Source organism: Burkholderia anthina (assembly GCF_902498995.1).
In the GTDB taxonomy this organism is placed as follows: Bacteria; Pseudomonadota; Gammaproteobacteria; order Burkholderiales; family Burkholderiaceae; genus Burkholderia; species Burkholderia anthina.
Genome location: NZ_CABVLY010000001.1, coordinates 200,593 through 219,163, shown reverse-complemented (window position 1 = coordinate 219,163; position 18,571 = coordinate 200,593). Strand labels below are relative to the sequence as shown.

Annotated in this window: 16 protein-coding genes; 10 read left to right on the top strand and 6 right to left on the bottom strand. The window is 70.1% G+C overall.

What is annotated here, in order from left to right:
* Positions 1 to 21 precede the first annotated feature (21 nt).
* Positions 22 to 585 carry a peptide-methionine (S)-S-oxide reductase MsrA gene (gene msrA / locus BME24068_RS01000; RefSeq protein ID WP_096502435.1) on the bottom strand — a complete coding sequence of 188 codons (564 nt, stop codon included), beginning with the start codon at positions 583 to 585 and terminating at the stop codon, positions 22 to 24.
* A gap of 528 nt (positions 586 to 1,113) precedes the next feature.
* Here msrA and BME24068_RS00995 point away from each other — a divergent pair.
* The 3 genes from BME24068_RS00995 (at position 1,114) to BME24068_RS00985 (ending at position 3,985) form a co-directional block, all read left to right on the top strand.
* On the top strand, positions 1,114 to 2,520 hold the full coding sequence (locus BME24068_RS00995; RefSeq protein WP_174924906.1) for a selenium-binding family protein: 1,407 nt from the start codon (positions 1,114 to 1,116) through the stop codon (positions 2,518 to 2,520).
* A complete protein-coding gene (locus tag BME24068_RS00990; protein WP_174924905.1) occupies positions 2,517 to 3,191 on the top strand; it encodes a hypothetical protein in 675 nt (224 codons plus the stop codon). Before BME24068_RS00995 ends, BME24068_RS00990 begins: the two co-directional genes overlap by 4 nt.
* A gap of 284 nt (positions 3,192 to 3,475) precedes the next feature.
* On the top strand, positions 3,476 to 3,985 hold the full coding sequence (locus tag BME24068_RS00985; protein WP_096502441.1) for a flavin reductase family protein: 510 nt from the start codon (positions 3,476 to 3,478) through the stop codon (positions 3,983 to 3,985).
* Here the strand turns inward: BME24068_RS00985 and BME24068_RS00980 are convergent.
* The gene (locus BME24068_RS00980) at positions 3,972 to 4,472 is read right to left on the bottom strand and encodes an Lrp/AsnC family transcriptional regulator (protein ID WP_006477992.1); all 501 of its coding nucleotides are present in this window, start codon (positions 4,470 to 4,472) and stop codon (positions 3,972 to 3,974) included. The genes BME24068_RS00985 and BME24068_RS00980 overlap by 14 nt on opposite strands.
* Positions 4,473 to 4,602: 130 nt before the next feature.
* Here BME24068_RS00980 and kynB point away from each other — a divergent pair, with 130 nt between their 5' ends.
* The 3 genes from kynB to kynA all read left to right on the top strand — a co-directional run bounded on the left by kynB (position 4,603) and on the right by kynA (position 7,545).
* Positions 4,603 to 5,244: an arylformamidase gene (gene kynB / locus BME24068_RS00975; protein WP_174924904.1), complete on the top strand. Its 642-nt coding sequence runs from the start codon at positions 4,603 to 4,605 to the stop codon at positions 5,242 to 5,244.
* A 25-nt stretch (positions 5,245 to 5,269) separates the two neighbouring features.
* Entirely contained in the window at positions 5,270 to 6,523 is a 1,254-nt protein-coding gene (gene kynU / locus BME24068_RS00970; RefSeq protein WP_162826248.1) for a kynureninase, read from the top strand.
* Positions 6,524 to 6,603: 80 nt separating this feature from the next.
* A complete protein-coding gene (gene kynA, locus BME24068_RS00965) occupies positions 6,604 to 7,545 on the top strand; it encodes a tryptophan 2,3-dioxygenase (protein WP_174925075.1) in 942 nt (313 codons plus the stop codon).
* Positions 7,546 to 7,566: 21 nt separating this feature from the next.
* Here the strand turns inward: kynA and BME24068_RS00960 are convergent, their stop codons facing one another.
* The 4 genes from BME24068_RS00960 to mdlC all read right to left on the bottom strand — a co-directional run bounded on the left by BME24068_RS00960 (position 7,567) and on the right by mdlC (position 13,271).
* The gene (locus BME24068_RS00960; RefSeq protein ID WP_174924903.1) at positions 7,567 to 8,964 is read right to left on the bottom strand and encodes an MFS transporter; all 1,398 of its coding nucleotides are present in this window, start codon (positions 8,962 to 8,964) and stop codon (positions 7,567 to 7,569) included.
* A gap of 260 nt (positions 8,965 to 9,224) precedes the next feature.
* Positions 9,225 to 10,169 (bottom strand): ketopantoate reductase family protein, encoded by a 945-nt coding sequence (locus BME24068_RS00955; RefSeq protein WP_174924902.1) that lies wholly within the window; start codon positions 10,167 to 10,169, stop codon positions 9,225 to 9,227.
* A 13-nt stretch (positions 10,170 to 10,182) separates the two neighbouring features.
* Complete coding sequence (locus BME24068_RS00950; protein ID WP_174924901.1) at positions 10,183 to 11,634, bottom strand: aldehyde dehydrogenase; 1,452 nt, start codon at positions 11,632 to 11,634, stop codon at positions 10,183 to 10,185.
* Between the two features lie 29 nt (positions 11,635 to 11,663).
* A complete protein-coding gene (gene mdlC, locus BME24068_RS00945) occupies positions 11,664 to 13,271 on the bottom strand; it encodes a benzoylformate decarboxylase (protein WP_174924900.1) in 1,608 nt (535 codons plus the stop codon).
* A gap of 99 nt (positions 13,272 to 13,370) precedes the next feature.
* Between mdlC and BME24068_RS00940 the strand changes: the two genes are divergently transcribed.
* The 4 genes from BME24068_RS00940 (at position 13,371) to BME24068_RS00925 (ending at position 18,567) form a co-directional block, all read left to right on the top strand.
* Positions 13,371 to 14,285: a LysR family transcriptional regulator gene (locus tag BME24068_RS00940; protein ID WP_174924899.1), complete on the top strand. Its 915-nt coding sequence runs from the start codon at positions 13,371 to 13,373 to the stop codon at positions 14,283 to 14,285.
* Between the two features lie 201 nt (positions 14,286 to 14,486).
* The gene (dalD, locus tag BME24068_RS00935) at positions 14,487 to 15,881 is read left to right on the top strand and encodes a D-arabinitol 4-dehydrogenase (protein WP_174924898.1); all 1,395 of its coding nucleotides are present in this window, start codon (positions 14,487 to 14,489) and stop codon (positions 15,879 to 15,881) included.
* A gap of 122 nt (positions 15,882 to 16,003) precedes the next feature.
* Positions 16,004 to 17,485, top strand: coding sequence for a xylulokinase (xylB, locus tag BME24068_RS00930; RefSeq protein WP_174924897.1), 1,482 nt, complete (start codon positions 16,004 to 16,006; stop codon positions 17,483 to 17,485).
* Positions 17,486 to 17,544: 59 nt separating this feature from the next.
* Positions 17,545 to 18,567 (top strand): sugar-binding transcriptional regulator, encoded by a 1,023-nt coding sequence (locus BME24068_RS00925; RefSeq protein ID WP_174924896.1) that lies wholly within the window; start codon positions 17,545 to 17,547, stop codon positions 18,565 to 18,567.
* The last annotated feature ends 4 nt before the right edge of the window (positions 18,568 to 18,571 follow it).

Here is an 18,571-nt window from a genome sequence, read left to right as displayed (position 1 = left end):
CGCCGCTCACCGGCCAGCCGCTCACGCACCGCGCAGCGACTTCAGCCGGTGCGAAAATTTCTGACGGAATTTCGCGAGCTTCGGCCCGATCACGACCGAGCAGTAGCCCTGCCCCGGATTGCGCGCGTAATAGTTCTGATGATAGTCCTCGGCCGGCCAGTAGTTGTTGTCGTCGAGCGGCACGACCTGCGTGACGATCGGCTGCCCGAATACCTGTTCGCGCTCCAGTTCGCGGATCACGTCGAGCGCGGTGTCGCGCTGCGCATCCGAATGCGTGAACACGACCGAACGGTACTGCGTGCCGACGTCGTTGCCCTGCCGGTTCAGCTGGGTCGGATCGTGCGTCGCGAAGAAGATCTCGAGGATCTCGCGATAGCCGATGCGGGCCGGATCGAACGTCACGTTCACGACTTCCGCGTGCCCGGTGTCGCCTTCGCACACGTCGCGATAGCCGGGGTTGCGCGTATGGCCGCCCGCATAGCCCGACTGAACGGCCGTCACGCCGTCGACGTCGAGAAACACGGCCTCCGTGCACCAGAAGCACCCGCCGCCCACAGTCGCGGTTTCAAGCATGTCGTTCACCATGAAATCAGTCCCTCGTTGATGACAGCGGCGGCCCGCACGCGTGCATGCGTACCGCCGCCCGTTCGTCTCGCCGCCGCCCGTTTGCTCGGGCGAAGCGGCACGCGTTCAAGTATCTCACTCGCGTGCGAATCCGGCAGAACCGCATGCACGCCGCACACCACCCGCCGCACGTTTCTCGTCTACACTTAGGCACGCTTCGCCGCGACGGCACACCGTCCGGCTGCACGCAGCGTCCGATGCATGCCCGCTCCTGATGTACCCATCATCCGCCGGAACATCGATATGCACGCCTTAGCAGATATCGCCCGCAGCGCGGGCCCGACCACCGGCGCACCGCGCGCCGCCGCTTCACCGGCATCCTCGCGCCGCCGTGCGCAGCGATCCGGGCCCGCGCACCCGCCCGCTTTCCCGACCTGATGCACGGCATCGCGCGTCCCGCCGACACGCGCGCCGCGCAACGCCTTCGCCCGCACCCCGCAGCGAACGGCCGTACGCCAACGATCCGATACAACCGAGAGAGGCACCCCGATGAGCATGCGGCCCGACCCGACCTTTCACGCTTCGCCGGAACTTGCAATGCAGGCGCCGGCGGAAGCGTTTGCCTATACGTTGTTGCTGAGCCCCGATTTTTCCAGACCCGACGCGCTCGCCGTGATCGACGTGAAACCCGGCTCCGCGACCTACGGAAAAATCGTCCATACGGTGACGATGCCGAACACCGGCGACGAGTTTCATCACTTCGGCTGGAATGCGTGTTCGTCGTCGCTGTCGCCGCTCACCGGTCACGCCTTTCTCGAGCGACGCTTCCTGATCATCCCCGGCCTGCGCTCGTCACGTATCTACGTGATCGACACGAAGCCGCATCCGACGCAGGCGTGCATCCACAAGATCATCGAGCCCGACGAGATCTTCGCGAAGACCGGCTATTCGCGGCCGCACACGGTCCACTGCGGCCCCGAGGGCATCTACGTGAGCACGCTCGGCGGCGCGGGCAAGGACGGCACCGACGGCGCGCCCGGCATCTTCATCATGGACTGCGAGACCTTCGACGTGCTCGGCCGCTGGGAAATCGATCGCGGCCCGCAGGACAAGCATTACGACTTCTGGTGGAACCTGCCGCGCGACTACATGGTGTCGAGCGAATGGGCGCTGCCGCCGCAATTCGAACACGGCATCGTGCCGGACGACCTGCTCGCGAACCGGTACGGTCACCGTCTGCATTTCTGGGACCTGCGCGCGCGCCGCAACGTGCAGACGATCGATCTCGGCGCGCACCACCAGATGGCGCTGGAAGTGCGGCCCGCCCACGATCCGGTGCGCGAATACGGGTTCGTCGGCGTCGTGGTCGACACGACCAATCTGGAAGGATCGATCTGGACCTGGTGGCGCGAAGGCGGCGAGTTCCATGTGAAGAAGACCGCGACGATCCCGGCCGAGCCGGCCGCGGCCGACGAGCTGCCGCCGCTGCTCAAGGGGTTCGGCGCGGTGCCGCCGCTCGTGACCGACATCGACCTGTCGCTCGACGACCGCTTCCTGTACGTATCGTGCTGGGGCACCGGCGAGATGCGCCAGTACGACGTGTCGGATCCGCATCGGCCGGTGCTCGCGGGGTCGGTCCGGATCGGCGGGATCGTGCGCCGGGCGCCGCACACGAACGGCCGCGCGTTCGCGGGCGGCCCGCAGATGGTGGAAATCAGCCGCGACGGCCGGCGCGTGTACTGGACCAACTCGCTGTACTCGACGTGGGACGACCAGTTCTACCCGGACGGCGTGCCGGCCGCGCAGGTGCTCGCGCATGCAGGGCCGGACGGCGGGCTCACGCTCGCCGACGACTACTGGGTCGACTTCCCCGAAGGCTATCGCGCGCACCAGATCCGGCTGGAAGGCGGCGACTGCTCGACCGACTCGTTCTGCTATCCGTCGGTCAAGCGTTGAACACGGGGCTCTCCGCGCCGCTCGCGCTGTGGGCGGCCGTGCTCGCGAGCGGCGTCTATCACGGGCTCAATCCGGCGATGGGCTGGCCGCTGGCCGTGTCTAACGCGCTGATGACGCGCCGCGGCGGCGCGCTCGTCGCGGCGCTCGGCTATCTCGCGCTCGGCCACGCGCTCGCGGTGTTCATGGTGATGCTGCCGTTCGGGCTGCTCGCCGCGCTGCTCGCGTGGCAGTCGGCGATCCGGATCGGCGCGAGCGCGCTCGTGATCGGCTTCGGCGCGCTGTTGCTGATCCGCCGCCGCCACCCGCGGGCGCTCGCGCGGATCGCGCCGGCGCGGCTCGGGCTGTGGTCGTTCGCGGTCGCGATCGCGCACGGCGCCGGCCTGATGCTGGTGCCGATCTACCTCGGCCTCTGCGGGCTCGAAGGGAACGCCGGGGACGCCGGCCATCGCGCGGCCGCAACGCTCATCGATGCACATCTCGGCATGGCGCTCGTCGTCGCGGCCGTGCATGCGGCCGCGATGATCGCGACGGGCGGCGTGCTGGCGTGGCTCGTCTATCGGTATCTCGGGCTGAAATTCGTCGCGCGGAGCTGGTTCAACCTCGATGCCGTGTGGGCATCGAGCCTGATCGTGACGGGTGCGCTGTCGCTCGGGCTGGCGGCGGCACGGTAGCAACGCGGCGCGGCCCCCTCGCAACAGCGCTGCCTGCCGCGCGCAATAAAACGCGGCGGAACAGGCGTTCGAACGCGATTTCGGCGCCGCGCGGCAGTGTTCGCTACCTCACGCTCGCGCCGCAATGCGCCGCCCGCACGGGCCCGGCGGCCTTGATTCCGCTAAAATCCGGGCATGCGCACCACTTCCCAATCGACCGCCCCGGCCTTGCCGCCTCTCGTCCGCCGCGCCCCCCGGATTCGCCGTGCGCCGCGCCCGCCCGTTTCGTCCCGGATGGCCGCCCGATGAACCACCCCACTCCGCCGGATTTCGACTCGGCCGCATTTCGCCAGGCGCTCGGCCAGTTCGCGACCGGCGTCACGGTCATCACGACGCGCGCGCCGTCCGGACAGCTGATCGGCATCACCGCGAGCTCGTTCAACTCGGTGTCGCTCGATCCGCCGCTCGTGCTGTGGAGCCTCGCGCACAAATCGGCGTCGACGCCGGTGTTTCGCAGCAACAGCCATTACGTGGTGAACGTGCTCGCGGCGTCGCAACTCGACCTGTGCAAGCGTTTCTCGACCTACAAGGGCGATCGTTTCGAAGGGATTGCGCACGCGGCCGGCAACTCGGGCATGCCGGTGCTCGACGGCGCGCTCGCGTGGTTCGAATGCCATAACCGCAGCCGCTACGACGAAGGCGACCACGTGATCTTCGTCGGCGAAGTGGAGCGCTGCGGCGTGCGGGCCGCAACCGACGGCGCGCCGCCGCTCGTGTTCCACGGCGGCGGCTTCCACGGCCTCACACCGCTTTGATCGCCCCGGTGCGCGCCAGCCCGACCGGCGCGCCCGCCTCGTCCTTCAGCGTCTGCAGCACGATGTTCGAACGGATGTCCATCACGCCCGGCGCCTTGTAGAGCCGGTTCAGCACGAAATCCGAATAGTGCTTGAGGTTGTGCGCGAGCACGCGCAGCAGATAGTGGCTCTCGCCGGTCACGACGAACGCGCCGACCACCTCCGGCCACTCGCGCAGCGCTTCCGCGAAGCGCTCGTGCCACTGGTTTTCCTCGTTGCGCATCGATACCTGCACGAATGCCTCGAGCTCGAAGCCGAGCTTCTCGCGGCTCAGGCATGCGCGGTAGTGCTCGATCACGCCCTGCTCCTCCAGCAGGCGCATCCGGCGCAAACAGGCGGACGGCGACAGCGAGATCCGCTCCGCCAGATCGAGATTGCTGATTCTGCCCTCTTCCTGCAGAACTGCCAGAATCCGGCAGTCGGTGGCATCGAGCGTGATCGCGTGCATTTTTGGTCCCCGTTTTCCCTCTGATTCGAATTATCTGCCAATCGGGCGGATTGTCCATGTTTATTTCGCAAGCACTTTCTGCGAGCGTCCACCTATCATTCGAAGGATCGATTCACCGATTCGTCATGCCATGGACACACTCTGGGACATTTCGCCGCCGATCAGCCCCGCCACCCCCGTGTGGCCGGGCGACACGCCGGTTTCCGTCGAACGCGTGTGGCGGATGGAGGCCGGCTCGCCGGTCAACGTCGCCCGCCTGACGCTGTCGCCGCATACCGGCGCGCACTGCGACGCGCCGCTGCACTACGACGCAAACGGCGCGCCGATCGGCGCGGTGCCGCTCGACACCTACCTCGGCCCGTGCCGCGTGATCCACTGCATCGGTGCAGCGCCGGTCGTGCAGCCGGCCGACGTCGCGGCCGCGCTCGACGGCGTGCCGCCGCGCGTGCTGCTGCGCACCTATGCACGCGCGAGCGTCGAACACTGGGACAGCGGCTTCTGCGCGGTCGCGCCCGCCACCGTCGACCTGCTCGCCGCGCACGGCGTGAAGCTGATCGGCATCGACACGCCGTCGCTCGACCCGCAGGAATCGAAGACGATGGATGCGCATCACCGCGTGCGGGCGCACCGGATGGCGATCCTCGAAGGGATCGTGCTCGACGACGTGCCGCCCGGCGACTACGAACTGATCGCGCTGCCGCTGAAGTTCGCGACGCTCGACGCGAGCCCGGTGCGCGCGGTGCTGCGCGCGTTGCCCGGCCGCGCCTCCTGATTACCCGAACCCTCTACCCGACATCATGATCAAGACCCGTGAAGACGCGCTCGTCCTCGACCGCGACGACCCGCTCGCCGCGCTGCGCGACCAGTTCGCGCTGCCCGACGGCGTGATCTACCTCGACGGCAACTCGCTCGGCGCGCAGCCGCGCGCATCGGCCGCCCGCGCGCAACAGGTGATCGGCGCCGAATGGGGCGAAGGCCTGATCCGCAGCTGGAACACCGCCGGCTGGTTCGCGCTGCCGCGCCGCCTCGGCGACAAGCTCGCGACGCTGATCGGCGGCGCGCCCGGCGAAACCGTCGTAACCGACACCATTTCGATCAACCTGTTCAAGCTGCTGTCGGCGATGCTGCGCCATCAGGCCGAGCGCGCGCCGGAGCGCCGCGTGATCGTGTCGGAGCGCTCGAACTTCCCGACCGACCTGTACATCGCGCAAGGGCTGATCGAGCAGCTCGGCGGCGGCTACGAGCTGCGCCTGATCGACGATCCGGCAGACCTGCCCGCCGCGCTCGGCGCGGACACGGCCGTCGCGATGATCACGCACGTGAACTACCGCACCGGCTACATGCACGACATGCCGGCCGTCACGCAGCTCGTGCACGACGCGGGCGCGCTGATGCTGTGGGATCTCGCGCACTCGGCCGGCGCGGTGCCGGTCGACCTGAACGGCGCGCATGCGGACGGCGCGGTCGGCTGCACGTACAAGTACCTGAACGGCGGCCCCGGTTCGCCGGCGTTCGTGTGGGTGCCGCAACGCCATCTCCCGCATTTCTCGCAGCCGCTGTCGGGCTGGTGGGGCCACCGCGCGCCGTTCGCGATGCAGCCGGGCTTCGCGCCCGATCCGGGCATCGCGCGCTTCCTGTGCGGCACGCAGCCGATCGTGTCGATGTCGATGGTCGAATGCGGGCTCGACGTGTTCCTGCAGACCGACATGCAGACGATCCGCCGCAAGTCGCTCGCGCTGACCGACGCGTTCATCGCGCTCGTCGAAGCGCGCTGCGCCGGCCTGTCGCTGAAGCTCGTCACGCCGCGCGCGCATCACCAGCGCGGCTCGCAGGCGAGCTTCGAGCATCCGCACGGCTACGAGGTGATGCAGGCGCTGATCGCGCGCGGCGTGATCGGCGACTATCGCGAGCCGTACGTGCTGCGCTTCGGCTTCACGCCGCTCTACACGCGCTTCGCCGACGTGTGGGATGCGGTCGAGACGCTGCGCGACATCCTCGCCACCGAAGCGTGGAAGGCACCCGAGTTCGCCGAGCGCGGCGCGGTGACCTGATCGGCGTCGCCCGGCGCGCGCAGGCCGCGCGCCGCGCCCCCCGTCATTCAATCCTGGAGAAAGTCGTGAATTCTGGTCATATGCAGCCACCCGGCGACGATGCGCCGGCGGGCTGCCCGTTCTCGGGCGCACGCGCCGCGCAATCGCCGCAAGCCGCTCAGGCCCACGAAGCGCCGCACGTACCGGGCGATGCCGCCGCGCAAGCCGGCTGGCACGACGCGCAGCTGGATTTTTCGAAGTCGATGAGCTACGGCGACTACCTGTCGCTGAATTCGATCCTCGATGCGCAGCATCCGCTGTCGCCCGATCACAACGAGATGCTGTTCATCATCCAGCATCAGACGAGCGAGCTGTGGATGAAGCTCGCGCTGTTCGAGCTGCGCGGTGCGCTCGATGCCGTGCGCGACGATGCGCTGCCGCCCGCGTTCAAGATGCTCGCGCGCGTGTCGCGCATTCTCGAGCAGCTCGTGCAGGCGTGGAACGTACTGTCGACGATGACGCCGTCCGAATATTCGGCGATGCGGCCGTATCTCGGCCAGTCGTCGGGCTTCCAGTCGTACCAGTATCGTCAGCTCGAATTCCTGCTCGGCAACAAGAACGCGCAGATGCTGCAGCCGCATGCACACCGGGCCGACATCCTCGAACAGGTGCGCGCGACGCTCGAGGCGCCGTCGTTCTACGACGAGGTCGTGCGCCTGCTCGCGCGCCGCGGCTTCGCGATCGCGCCCGGGCGGCTCGAACGCGACTGGACGCAGCCGATGCGTCACGACGAAACGGTCGAGGCCGCATGGCTCGAGGTCTATCGTCATCCGCAGCAGCACTGGGAGCTGTACGAAATGGCCGAAGAGCTCGTCGATCTCGAGGATGCGTTCCGCCAGTGGCGTTTCCGTCACGTGACGACCGTCGAGCGCATCATCGGCTTCAAGCAAGGCACGGGCGGCACGAGCGGCGCGCCGTATCTGCGCAAGATGCTCGACGTCGTGCTGTTCCCCGAGCTGTGGCACGTTCGGACCACACTGTAACGCACGCCGTGCGCCCGCGCGTCACGACGACGTGCGGGCCAGCTCCTCTCCTTCGCGCGGCAACGCCCGTTCGCGCGTCAATCGCGGAATGTGCCGCCGCATCGCGAGCAGCGCGACGCAGACCACGCCCATCGCGGCGGCCAGCATCGCCAGGTACGCATTCGCGCCGCCCGTGGTGATCACGATCGCCCCGGCGAACGCGCTGAGGATCGCGCCGAGCCGGCCGAACGCGAGCGCGCTCGCGGTGCCGGTCGCGCGCACCGCCGTGGGATAGATGTACGCGCAGAGCGCATACATCGTCGACTGCACCGCGTTGACGAACAGGCCGTGCAGGCCGAGCCCGGCGATCAGCCAGCCCGTGTGACGCCCCGCATCGACGCCCATCAGCCAGGCCGCGCTCGCCGCGCCGCCGATGCTGCACAGCGCGAGCGGCCAGCGCGAACCGGCATGCGCGATCGCCCACGCGCACAGCAGCGCGCCGATCACGCCGCCGAGGTTGTACGCGGTGAGCCCCGCGCCTGCGACCGCCACGCTGAGCCCGCTCGCGGCCAGCATCGTCGGCAGCCAGCTGAATGCCGCGTACACCGCGAGCAGACACATGAAGAACGCACACCACAGCGCGATCGTGTCGCGCGCCTGGCCGCCGGCGAACAGCGCGCCGAAGCCGCCCCGCGCACCGGGCGCACGCGCATCGCGCAAATCGGTGAACACGGTGCCGGGCGCGACCGGCCGCTGCATGCGTGCGAGCAGCGCGCCGAGTTCCGGCCAGCGCGCGGGGCGGCGCGCCAGATAGCGCGGCGATTCGGGCAGCGCGCGCACGAGCACGAAGCCGAGCACGAGCGGCAGCGCGCCGCCCGCGAAGAACAGCCCGCGCCAGCCGTAGCGCGGCAGCACCTCGTGCGCGAACAACCCGGCCAGCATGCCGCCGAGCGGCACGCACACGATCGTCGCCGTGACCATCATCGTGCGGCGCCGCGCGGGCGTGTATTCGGCCGTCATCGTCGTGGCCGTCGGCAGCGCGCCGCCGATCCCGAGCCCCGCGCAGAAGCGCAGCATCGCGATCGCGGCGACGTCCGGCGCGAAGCCGATCGCGCAGGTCGCGACACCGAACAGGAACACGCTGCCGATCACGGCCTGGCGGCGGCCGAAGCGGTCCGCGACGAGCCCCGCGCACGCGCTGCCGATGCCCATGCCGATCAGGCCGGCCGCCACCGCGGGCGCGAACGCGCCGCGCGTGATTCCCCATTCGCGGATCAGCACCGGAATCGCGAAGCCGATCAACTGGCCGTCGAAACCGTCGAGCACGATCGCGAGCGCGGCGAGCAGCACCACGCCGCGCTGCATCGCCGTAAACGGCCCGTCGTCGAGTGTCGCGCCGATGTCGACCGACGGCGGCGGCAATCCGTCGCGCGTGCTCATGCGGCCTCCCGTGTGCCACGCGGCGGCGGCGATGTGCGCGAACGGCGCGCGGCAAGACAACGGCATTCGATGACTTTCATGGCGTCTCCAGTTGCCCGGGCTGGCGCGCAGGCGCGTGCCCGAATCTCGTGCTGCGCGGCCGGCGTCGATGCGCCGGCTCGTTCAGCTTTCCTGTCCAGTCCGTGTCGGCCGCGCGCCGTCCGCCCGCGTGCGGCGCATCCGTGCTGCCGCGCGCCGCGAACCCGCGACCGGCCCGATGCTCAGTCGCTCCGCGCGTCGATCAGCCTGACCAGCGCGAGCAGCGTGTCGGTATGCGGGACCGCGACGCCCGTCTCGCGCGCGGCCGCGACGACCCTGCCGCTGATCGCGTCGATCTCCGTGCGGCGGCCCACGAGCACGTCCTGCAGCATCGACGGCCGGTGGCCGCGATGTTCGCGGATCGCATGCCCGACGTTGCGCGCGATGCGCTCGCCGTCGACGCCGATGCCTTTCGCGCGCGCGACGGCGGCCGTCTCGGCCGCGATCGCCAGCGCGAGCCGCGGCCCGTCGTCATGGCGGCCGAGCTGGTCGACCGTGCAGCGCGTCGTCGCGCACAGCGTGTTGAGCGCGGCGTTGAACGCGACCTTCTCCCAGATCGCGGCCCACACGTCGGCATCGAGCGAACACGCGAGCCCGGCATCCGACAATGCGGCAGCCACCGCCGCCGCGAACGGGCGCGCCGCGCCGTCGGCCGTCATCATGCGGATCGTGCCGGCGCCATGCGAGCGCACATGCCCGGGCCCGGCGACGTCGGCCGGCCACGTCGTGACGCCGACCAGAATGCGTTCGAGCGGCACGAACGCGTTCAGCGTCTCGACGTTGCCGAGCCCGTTCTGCAGCGTCAGCACGGACGTCCGCGGGCCCAGCAATGCGCGCACGCCGTCGAGCGCCGCGCGCGTATGCGTCGATTTGGTGAAAACGATCAGCAGATCGAACGGTGTGCCGGGCGATGCAAGCGCCGCCGCATGCGCGGCTTCGGGTCGCACGGCATGCAGCGTGCGGATGCGGCGTTCGCCGCGATCGTCGTCGATGCGCAAACCGTCGCGACGAATCGCGTCGAGATGTGCGTCGTTCACGTCGATCAACGTGACGGCCTCGCCCCGCTCGGCCAGCAAGCCGCCGAACAGCGAGCCCATCGCGCCCGCGCCGAGAATCGCAATCTTCATCGTCGGCGGCCTCTCAGAACGGATAGTGACGCGGCGCGGTCTGCACGGTGATCCAGCGCAGGTCCGTGAACGCGGCGATTCCGGCCTTGCCGCCGAAATGGCCGAAGCCGCTGTCCTTCACGCCGCCGAACGGCATCTGCGCCTCGTCGTGCACGGTCGGGCCGTTCACGTGGCAGATGCCCGATTCGATGCGCGCCGCGACGCGCATCGCGCGCGCGACGTCGCGGCTGAACACGGCCGACGACAGCCCGAACGCGTTGTCGTTCGCGCAGCGGATCGCCGCCTCTTCGCCGTCGACGCGCACGATGCCCTTTACCGGCCCGAACGATTCCTCCGCATAGATCCGCATCGCGGGCGTCACGCGATCGATGAGCGTCGCCGGGAACAGCGTGCTGCCGGACTTGCCGCCGCACGCGAGCGTCGCGCCGTGCGCGAGCGCATCGTCGATCAGCGCGTTGCAACGCTCGACGGCCTTCATGTCGATCAGCGAGCCGAGCACGACGGGCCCGTGGCGCGGATCGCCGAGCGGCAGCGAGGCCGCCTTGTCGGCGAGCTTCGCGACGAACGCATCGGCGATCGATGCGTCGACGACGAGCCGTTCGGTCGACATGCAGATCTGCCCGGAATTCGCGAACGCGCCGAATGCGGCCGCTGCCACCGCCGCGTCGAGATCGGCATCGTCGAGCACGACGAACGGCGCCTTGCCGCCGAGTTCGAGCACCGACGGTTTCAGGTGGCGCGCGCACGCTTCGGCGACGATCCGCCCGACGCGCGTCGATCCGGTGAAGTTCACGCGGCGCACGGCCGGATGCGCGATCAATGCATCGACGACGGCACCCGCATCGTCGGGCGCATTCGTCACGAAGTTCACGACACCCGGCGGCAAACCGGCCTCCTGCAACGCCTCGACGATCAGCCCGTGCGTGACGGGACACAACTCCGAGCCCTTCAGCACGACCGTGTTGCCGCACGCGAGCGGCAGCGCGAGCGCGCGCGTCGCGAGGATCACCGGCGCGTTCCACGGCGCGATGCCGAGCACGACGCCGGCCGGCTGCCGTACGCCCATCGCGAGCGAGCCGGGCACGTCGGACGGAATCAGCTCGCCGCCGATCTGCGTGGTCAGCGACGCGGCCTCGACGAGCCCGCTCGCGGCAAGGTGCACGTTGAAGCCGGCCCACAGCGCCGACGCGCCGGTTTCGGCCGCCATCGCGGCGACAAACTGGTCGTGCTTCGCTTCGAGTGCGGCGGCGGCCTTGAGCAGCAGCGCGCGGCGCGCGCCGGGGCCAAGTGCCGCCCAGTCGGGAAACGCGCGAGCCGCCGCGTCGGCCGCCGCGCGTGCATCGTCGACCGTGCACGCGGGTGCGGTCGACGCAATTTCGCCGTCGAGCGGGTTGCGGCGCACGAACGTCGCGCCGGTGGACGAATCGCGGCGTACGCCGCCGATCAGCATCGATACGGTTTGCATGGAGTCTCCGGAACGACGCGCGCTGCGCGTCAGGCCACTTCGATTTCGACGACGACGGGCGCGGCGGCGCGCAGCGCGTCGGTCAACGTGTCGTGCAGGCGCGCGGCGTCGGCCACGCGAATGCCGCGGCAGCCCATCCCTTGCGCCAGCGCGACGAAATTCAGGTCGGGCAGATCGGTGCCCTGCACCGGATCGTCGGGGCCGAAGCCGAATACCGGCGCGAAATCCTGCAGCGCCGCATAGCGACGATTGTTCAGGATCACGAACGTGATCGGCAGCTTCAGCTGCGCGGCGCTCCACAGCGCCTGGATCGAATACAGGCTCGACCCGTCGCCGATCAGCGCGATCACGCGCTGCCCCGGCCGCGCGAGCGCGACGCCGACCGCCGCCGGCGTCCCGTAGCCGAGCCCGCCGCTGTCCATCGTGTAGAACGTGCCGCTGCGCGTGAACGGCAGATGCGCCTGCATCACGGGCCGCGCGCTCGGCGCCTCCTCGACGACGATGTCGTGTGCGTCGCGTACGTCGGCGAGCGTCTGCAACGCGAACGCCACCGACATCCGTTCGCCGGCGGACGGCATAGCGACGCGCGGGCGCGCCGGACTCGGCGCCGGCATCGGCCGCTCCGGCGGCGCCGGTCGCGCCAGCAGGTCGCGCGCCGCGAGCCGCAGGTTGCCGACCACCGCGTCGCCCGACGGCGTCCACGCCGCGATGCCGGGATCGTCGACGAGCTGCACGAGCGCGGCGCCCGGCGGCACGTGCGGGCCGAATCCCTCGATGTGATAGGTGAACGCGGGCGCGCCGAACGCGAACACGAGGTCGTGCCCGTCGAGCCGCGCGACGATCTTCTCGCGGATCGCGGGCAGGAAGCCGGCGAACAGCGGATGGTCCTCGGGAAAACTGCAGCGCCCCGACATCGGCGCGACGTACACGCGCGCACGGTGCCGCTCGGCGAGCCGCACGACGTCGTCCCACGCGCCGGCGCGATCGACGGCCGCGCCGACCACCAGCGCGGGACGCCGCGCGGCATCGAGCGCGTCGGCGAGCCGCGCGAGCGCGTCGGGATCGGGCCGCACGATGCTGCTCACGGCGCGGGGCAGCAGCAACGCGGCCGGCTGGTCCCAGTCGTCGACCGGAATCGACACGAACACCGGCCCGCGCGGCTCCTGCATCGCGATCCGGTACGCACGCGCGATCGCCGCCGGCACGTCCTGCGCCCGGGCGGGCTCGATGCTCCACTTCACGTACGGCTTCGGCAGCTCGGCGGCCTGCGTCGCGCCGAGAAACGGATCGAACGGCAGGATCGCGCGCGCCTGCTGGCCGGCGGTGACGATCAGCGGCGTACGGTTCTTGAACGCGGTGAACAGGTTGCCCATCGCGTTGCCGACACCGGCCGCCGAATGCAGGTTCACGACGGCCGCGTTGCCGGTGGCCTGCGCATGGCCGTCCGCCATCCCGACCACGACGGCCTCCTGCAGGCCGAGCACGTAGCTGAAATCGGCGGGGAAATCGCGGAACATCGGCAGCTCGGTCGAGCCGGGATTGCCGAACACGCGGTCGATGCCGAACTGGCGGAACAGGTCGATGACGGCGTCGCGGACGGTGATCGGTGCGGCGGAATGGGACGGGGTGCCGGACATGCTCGGGCGTCTCCTCGGTGGCTTGGCGGTTTCCACAGTATCGAAGCGCGGGTCATTCGCGGATACTGTATTTTTTGCGAAAAGCCATTACGTTTCGGCATGACTTTCGATCTTCGACAATTGCGGGCATTCACGACCATCGTCGCGTGCGGCAGCCTCGGCCGCGCGGCCGACGCGCTGCACGTCACGCAGCCGGCGCTGAGCCGGATCCTGAAGCGGCTCGAGGACCAGGTCGGCGCGCCGCTGTTCGAGCGCCATTCGAAAGGCGTGCAGCTCACCGCGTTCGGCGACGCGCTGCTGCCGCACGCGACGCTGCTGCAGCACGAGGCCGAGCACGCGCGCGAGGAGCTCGACGCGATGCGCGGCTTCGCGAAGGGCACGATCAAGGTCGGCGCGGTGGGCAGCATCGCGAGCCTCGTGCTGCCGGTCGCGGTCGGCCGCGTGCTCGACCGCTGGCCGAACCTGCGCGTCGAGATCCTCGAAGGCGTATGGGACCGGCTCGCGGAAGGGCTGAACAAGCACGAGATCGATCTCGCGCTATCCGCGCACGGGCCCGACACCGACGAGATCGTCGCGATTCCCGAGTGCCGCTGGGAAGATCGCAGCCATATCGTTGCGGCGCCGCACCATCCGCTGCGCGCGCTCGGCCGCGCGCCGACGCTCACCGACACGCTGCACGCGCGCTGGGCGATTCCGCCGCGCGGCACCGCGCCGTTCGACCACATGCGCGCGACCTTCGACGCCCACGGGCTGGCGCTGCCCGACATCGCGGTCGAGACGCGCTCGGTCACGACGCTGAAGAGCCTCGTCGCGCATGCGGGCTTCCTGAGCTGGATGGCCGAGCCGATGTACGGCGCCGAACGGCGCGCCGGCACGATCGACACGCTGCCCGTGCGCGAAGTCGTCGCGGTACGCACGCTCACCGCATTCCGTCGCCGCCACGGCATCCTGCCCGGCCCGGCCGGCAAGCTGCTCGACGAACTCGTCGCATTGACGCGCGCCGACGGGCGCTGACGCCCACCCCGCTGCTGCCGCGCGGCGCCCGCGAATCGCCGGCCGCCGCAGCGCACCATCGAAATGCCACGCCGTTGCCTTGACTTTCGCTTGCCCGAATACGATCATTCGCTCACATTAAGAGCAAATGATCGTATTCGTCAGCATGGATCGCGGCGGCAGCCAGGCCGAGCGCGATCCGCTCGCGACAGGAGACACCTGATGACCGCATCGCCCTCCGCCCGCCCGCCCGTGCTGCTGCACATCGGTGCCGGCTCGTTCCACCGCGCGCACCAGGCGTGGTATCTGCACCGTGTGAACGCGGCCGTGCCGGCCGACGAACGCTGGTCGCTGACCGTCGGCAACATCCGCGACGACATGCGCGCGACGATGGATGCGCTCGCCGCGCAACACGGCGAATACACGCTGGAAACCGTCACGCCGCAAGGCGAGCGCGCGTACGAGACGATCCGCGCGATCTCGCGCGTGCTGCCGTGGTCGATCGACCTCGCCGCGCTGGTCGACGCCGGCGCCGACCCGGCGTGCCGGATCGTGTCGTTCACCGTCACCGAAGGCGGCTACTACCTCGACGAACACAACCGGCTCGACCTCGCGAACGCGGATCTCGCGGCCGATCTGCAGGGCGCGCGCACGACGCTGTACGGCGCGCTCGCGGCGCTGCTCGCCGAACGCGTGAAGCGCGACGCGGGCCCGCTCACGCTGCAAAGCTGCGACAACCTGCGCAACAACGGCGCGCGCTTTCGCGCGGGCATGCGCGAATTCCTCGAACGGCGTGGCCAGACCGACCTGCTCGCATGGTTCGACGCCCATGTCGCGACGCCGAGCGCGATGGTCGACCGCATCACGCCGCGCCCGACCGACGACGTGCGCGAACGCGTGCGCGCGGCAACCGGCGTCGACGATGCGTGCCCGGTGATGGGCGAATCGTTCATCCAGTGGGTGATCGAGGACCGCTTCGCGGCCGGCCGGCCGCGCTGGGAGCTGGCCGGCGCGGAACTGGTCGACGACGTGCATCCGTACGAGGAAGCGAAGATCCGCATCCTCAACGCGACGCACAGCTGCATCGCATGGGCCGGCACGCTCGCCGGCCACACGTATATCCACGAAGGCACGCACGACGCGGCGATCCGCCGCTTCGCGCACGACTACGTGACGCAGGACGTGATCCCGTGCCTCACCCCGAGCCCGCTCGACCTCGAACGCTATCGCGACGTCGTGCTCGAACGCTTCGGCAACCCGTACGTGCTCGACACGAACCAGCGCGTCGCGGCCGACGGTTTCTCGAAGATTCCCGGCTTCATCGCGCCGACGCTCGTCGAGTCGTTCGCGCGCGGCGCGGCGCCGGTCGCCACCGCCGTATTGCCGGCGCTGTTCCTGTGCTTTCTCGAACGCCGGGCACGCGGCCTATTGCCGTATGCCTACCAGGACGGCGTAATGGACGAAGGCGCCGCGCGCGCGATCGTGGAAGCCGACGACCCGGTCGTCGCGCTGTGCGCGAGCCGCGCGCTGTGGGGCTCGCTCGCCGGCAACGCCGCGCTGTTCGACGCGCTGCGCGCGGGGCTCGCACGCGTGGACGCATGGCTCGCGCAGCGCTGACGCGGCCCGATACCCGGCAGCCGGCCACTGGCAAGCGGCCTCGCATCCGGGCGAACCTGCGTTGGCATGCACGCGTGCGTGCGGCTAAAGTAGCGGCTCCTCACTGACGGAACGGATCGCTCATGTATCTCGGCATCGACCTCGGCACCTCGGAAGTGAAGGTGCTGCTGCTGGCCCCCGACGGCACGGTGGTCGGCACCGCGGGCACGCCGTTCAGCGTGTCGCGGCCGCATCCGCGCTGGGCGGAACAGCATCCGGACGACTGGTGGCAGGGCACGCTCGCCGCGCTCGCGGCGCTGCGCGAACGGCATCCTCACGCATTCGCGCAGGTGCGCGGGATCGGCCTGTCGGGCCAGATGCACGGCGCGGTGCTGCTCGGCCGCGACGACCGCGTGCTGCGCCCGGCGATCCTGTGGAACGACATGCGCAGCGCCGACGAATGCGCGCTGCTCACCGAACGCGCGCCCGATCTGCACGCGCTGGCCGGCAACCTGGCGATGCCCGGCTTCACCGCGCCGAAGCTGCTGTGGGTCGCGAAGCACGAACCCGACGTGTTCGCCGCCACCGCGTGCGTGCTGATGCCGAAGGATTACCTGCGCTTCCGGCTCACGGGCGCGAAGGTGTCCGACCCGTCCGACGCGGCCGGCACGCTGTGGCTCGACGTCGCGCGCCGCGATTGGTCCGACGCGCTGCTCGCCGCATGCGACATGACGCGCGACCAGATGCCGCGCATCGTCGAAGGCAACGCGCCGTCCGGCACGCTGCGCGCGGATGTCGCGCGCGAACTCGGGCTGTCGGAGGCCGTCGTCGTGGCGGGCGGCGGCGGCGACAACGCGACGAGCGCGCTCGGCATCGGCGCGATCCATGCGGGCGACGGCTTCGTGTCGCTCGGCACGTCGGGCGTGCTGAGCGTGGTCGGCGACCGCTTCATGCCGAATCCGGCGTCGGCCGTGCATGCGTTCTGTCACGCGATTCCCGATCGCTGGCAATTGATGAGCGTCGTGCTGTCGGCCGCGAGCTGCCTGCGCTGGGTCTGCAAGCTGACCGGCACCGACGAGCCCGCGCTGCTCGCCGAAATCGAAGCGCTCGACGCCGATGCGCTCGCGACGGCGCCGCTGTTCCTGCCCTACCTGTCGGGCGAGCGCACGCCGCACAACGATCCGTATGCGCAGGGCGTGTTCTTCGGGATGACGCATGCGACCGAACGCGCGCATCTCGGCTACGCGGTGCTCGAAGGCGTGACGCTCGGCCTCGCCGACGGCCTCGATGCGCTGCATACGGCCGGCGTGGAAACCGACCGGCTGTCGCTGATCGGCGGCGGCGCACGCAGCGCGTTCTGGGCGCAACTGATCGCCGATGCGCTGAACGTGCATACGCGCCAGCACGGCGGCGGCGAAACGGGCGCGGCGCTCGGTGCGGCACGACTCGGCTGGCTCGCCGTCGGCGGCGATCCGCATGCGGTGCTGACCAAGCCGCCGGTGCGCGCCGAATACGCGCCCGACGCCGCGCGTCATGCGCTGCTGCGCGAGCGCCTCGACGCGTTCCGCTCGCTGTACCGTCACGTGCGCCCGCTTTACGAACCATCGCGCGCACGGCTCGCGTAAGCGCCGCCGCGGCGACGCGCCGCGCCCGTCGGCCGCGCACCCGGCATGCGTTACAGTGGATGCCGTTGCGCCGCCTGACGGCCGGCCCGCGGGGGCGGCCCCCAGATCCGAACCGAACCGCTATCGTGTCCAAGTCCTCAGAAAAACTCGATCTCGCCACGCGTGCCGCGTGGCTCTACTACGTCGCGGGCGACACGCAGAACGAAATCGCCGAGAAGCTGCAGGTGTCGCGCCCGGTCGCGCAGCGCCTCGTCGCGTTCGCGGTCGAGAAGAATTTGATCCGCGTGCGCGTCGATCATCAGCTCGCCGACTGTCTCGACCTCGGCGCGCAGTTGTCGAAACGCTATGGCCTCGCGATGTGCGAAGTCGTGCCCGTCGATGCCGACGCGCCCGAAGCGATCGACCGCAAGCTCGCGGTCGCCGGCGCGCAGGTGATGGAGCGCTACCTGAACGAGACGCGGCCGATGGTGATCGCCGTGAGCAGCGGCCGGACGCTGAAGGCCGCAGTCGCACAGATCGCGCAGATCGACCGGCCGCAGCACCGCCTCGTATCGATGGTCGGCGCGATCGCGGCCGACGGCTCGTCGAACCGCTACGACGTCGCGCAGTACATCTCCGAAAAAACCGGCAGCAAGCACTTCCTGCTGCCCGCGCCGCTGTTCGCCGACAGCGCCGCCGAGCGCGCGCAATGGTGCAATCACCGGCTGTACCGGATCGTCGATGCGCTGTCGGGCCAGGCCGACGTCGCGTTCGTCGGGGTCGGCAACATCGGCCCGCACTGCCCGCTCTACGAAGACGGCTTCATCACCGAGCAGGAGCGCGACGAGATGACCGCGCTCGGCGCGGTGGCCGAACTGCTCGGCGTGCCGATCGATGCGCAGGGCAAGCGGATCGACGTCTCGACAAGCGGACGCGTGACGAGCGTCGCGCTCGGCACGCCGCCCAGGCGCCCGACGATCGCATTCGCCGGCGGCCCGAAGAAGCGCGACGCGGTGATCGCCGCGCTGCGCGGCGGCTGGCTGTCGGGGCTCGTCACCGACGAAACCTGCGCACGCGCGGCGCTCGAAGCGAAGGCGGCCTGACGCC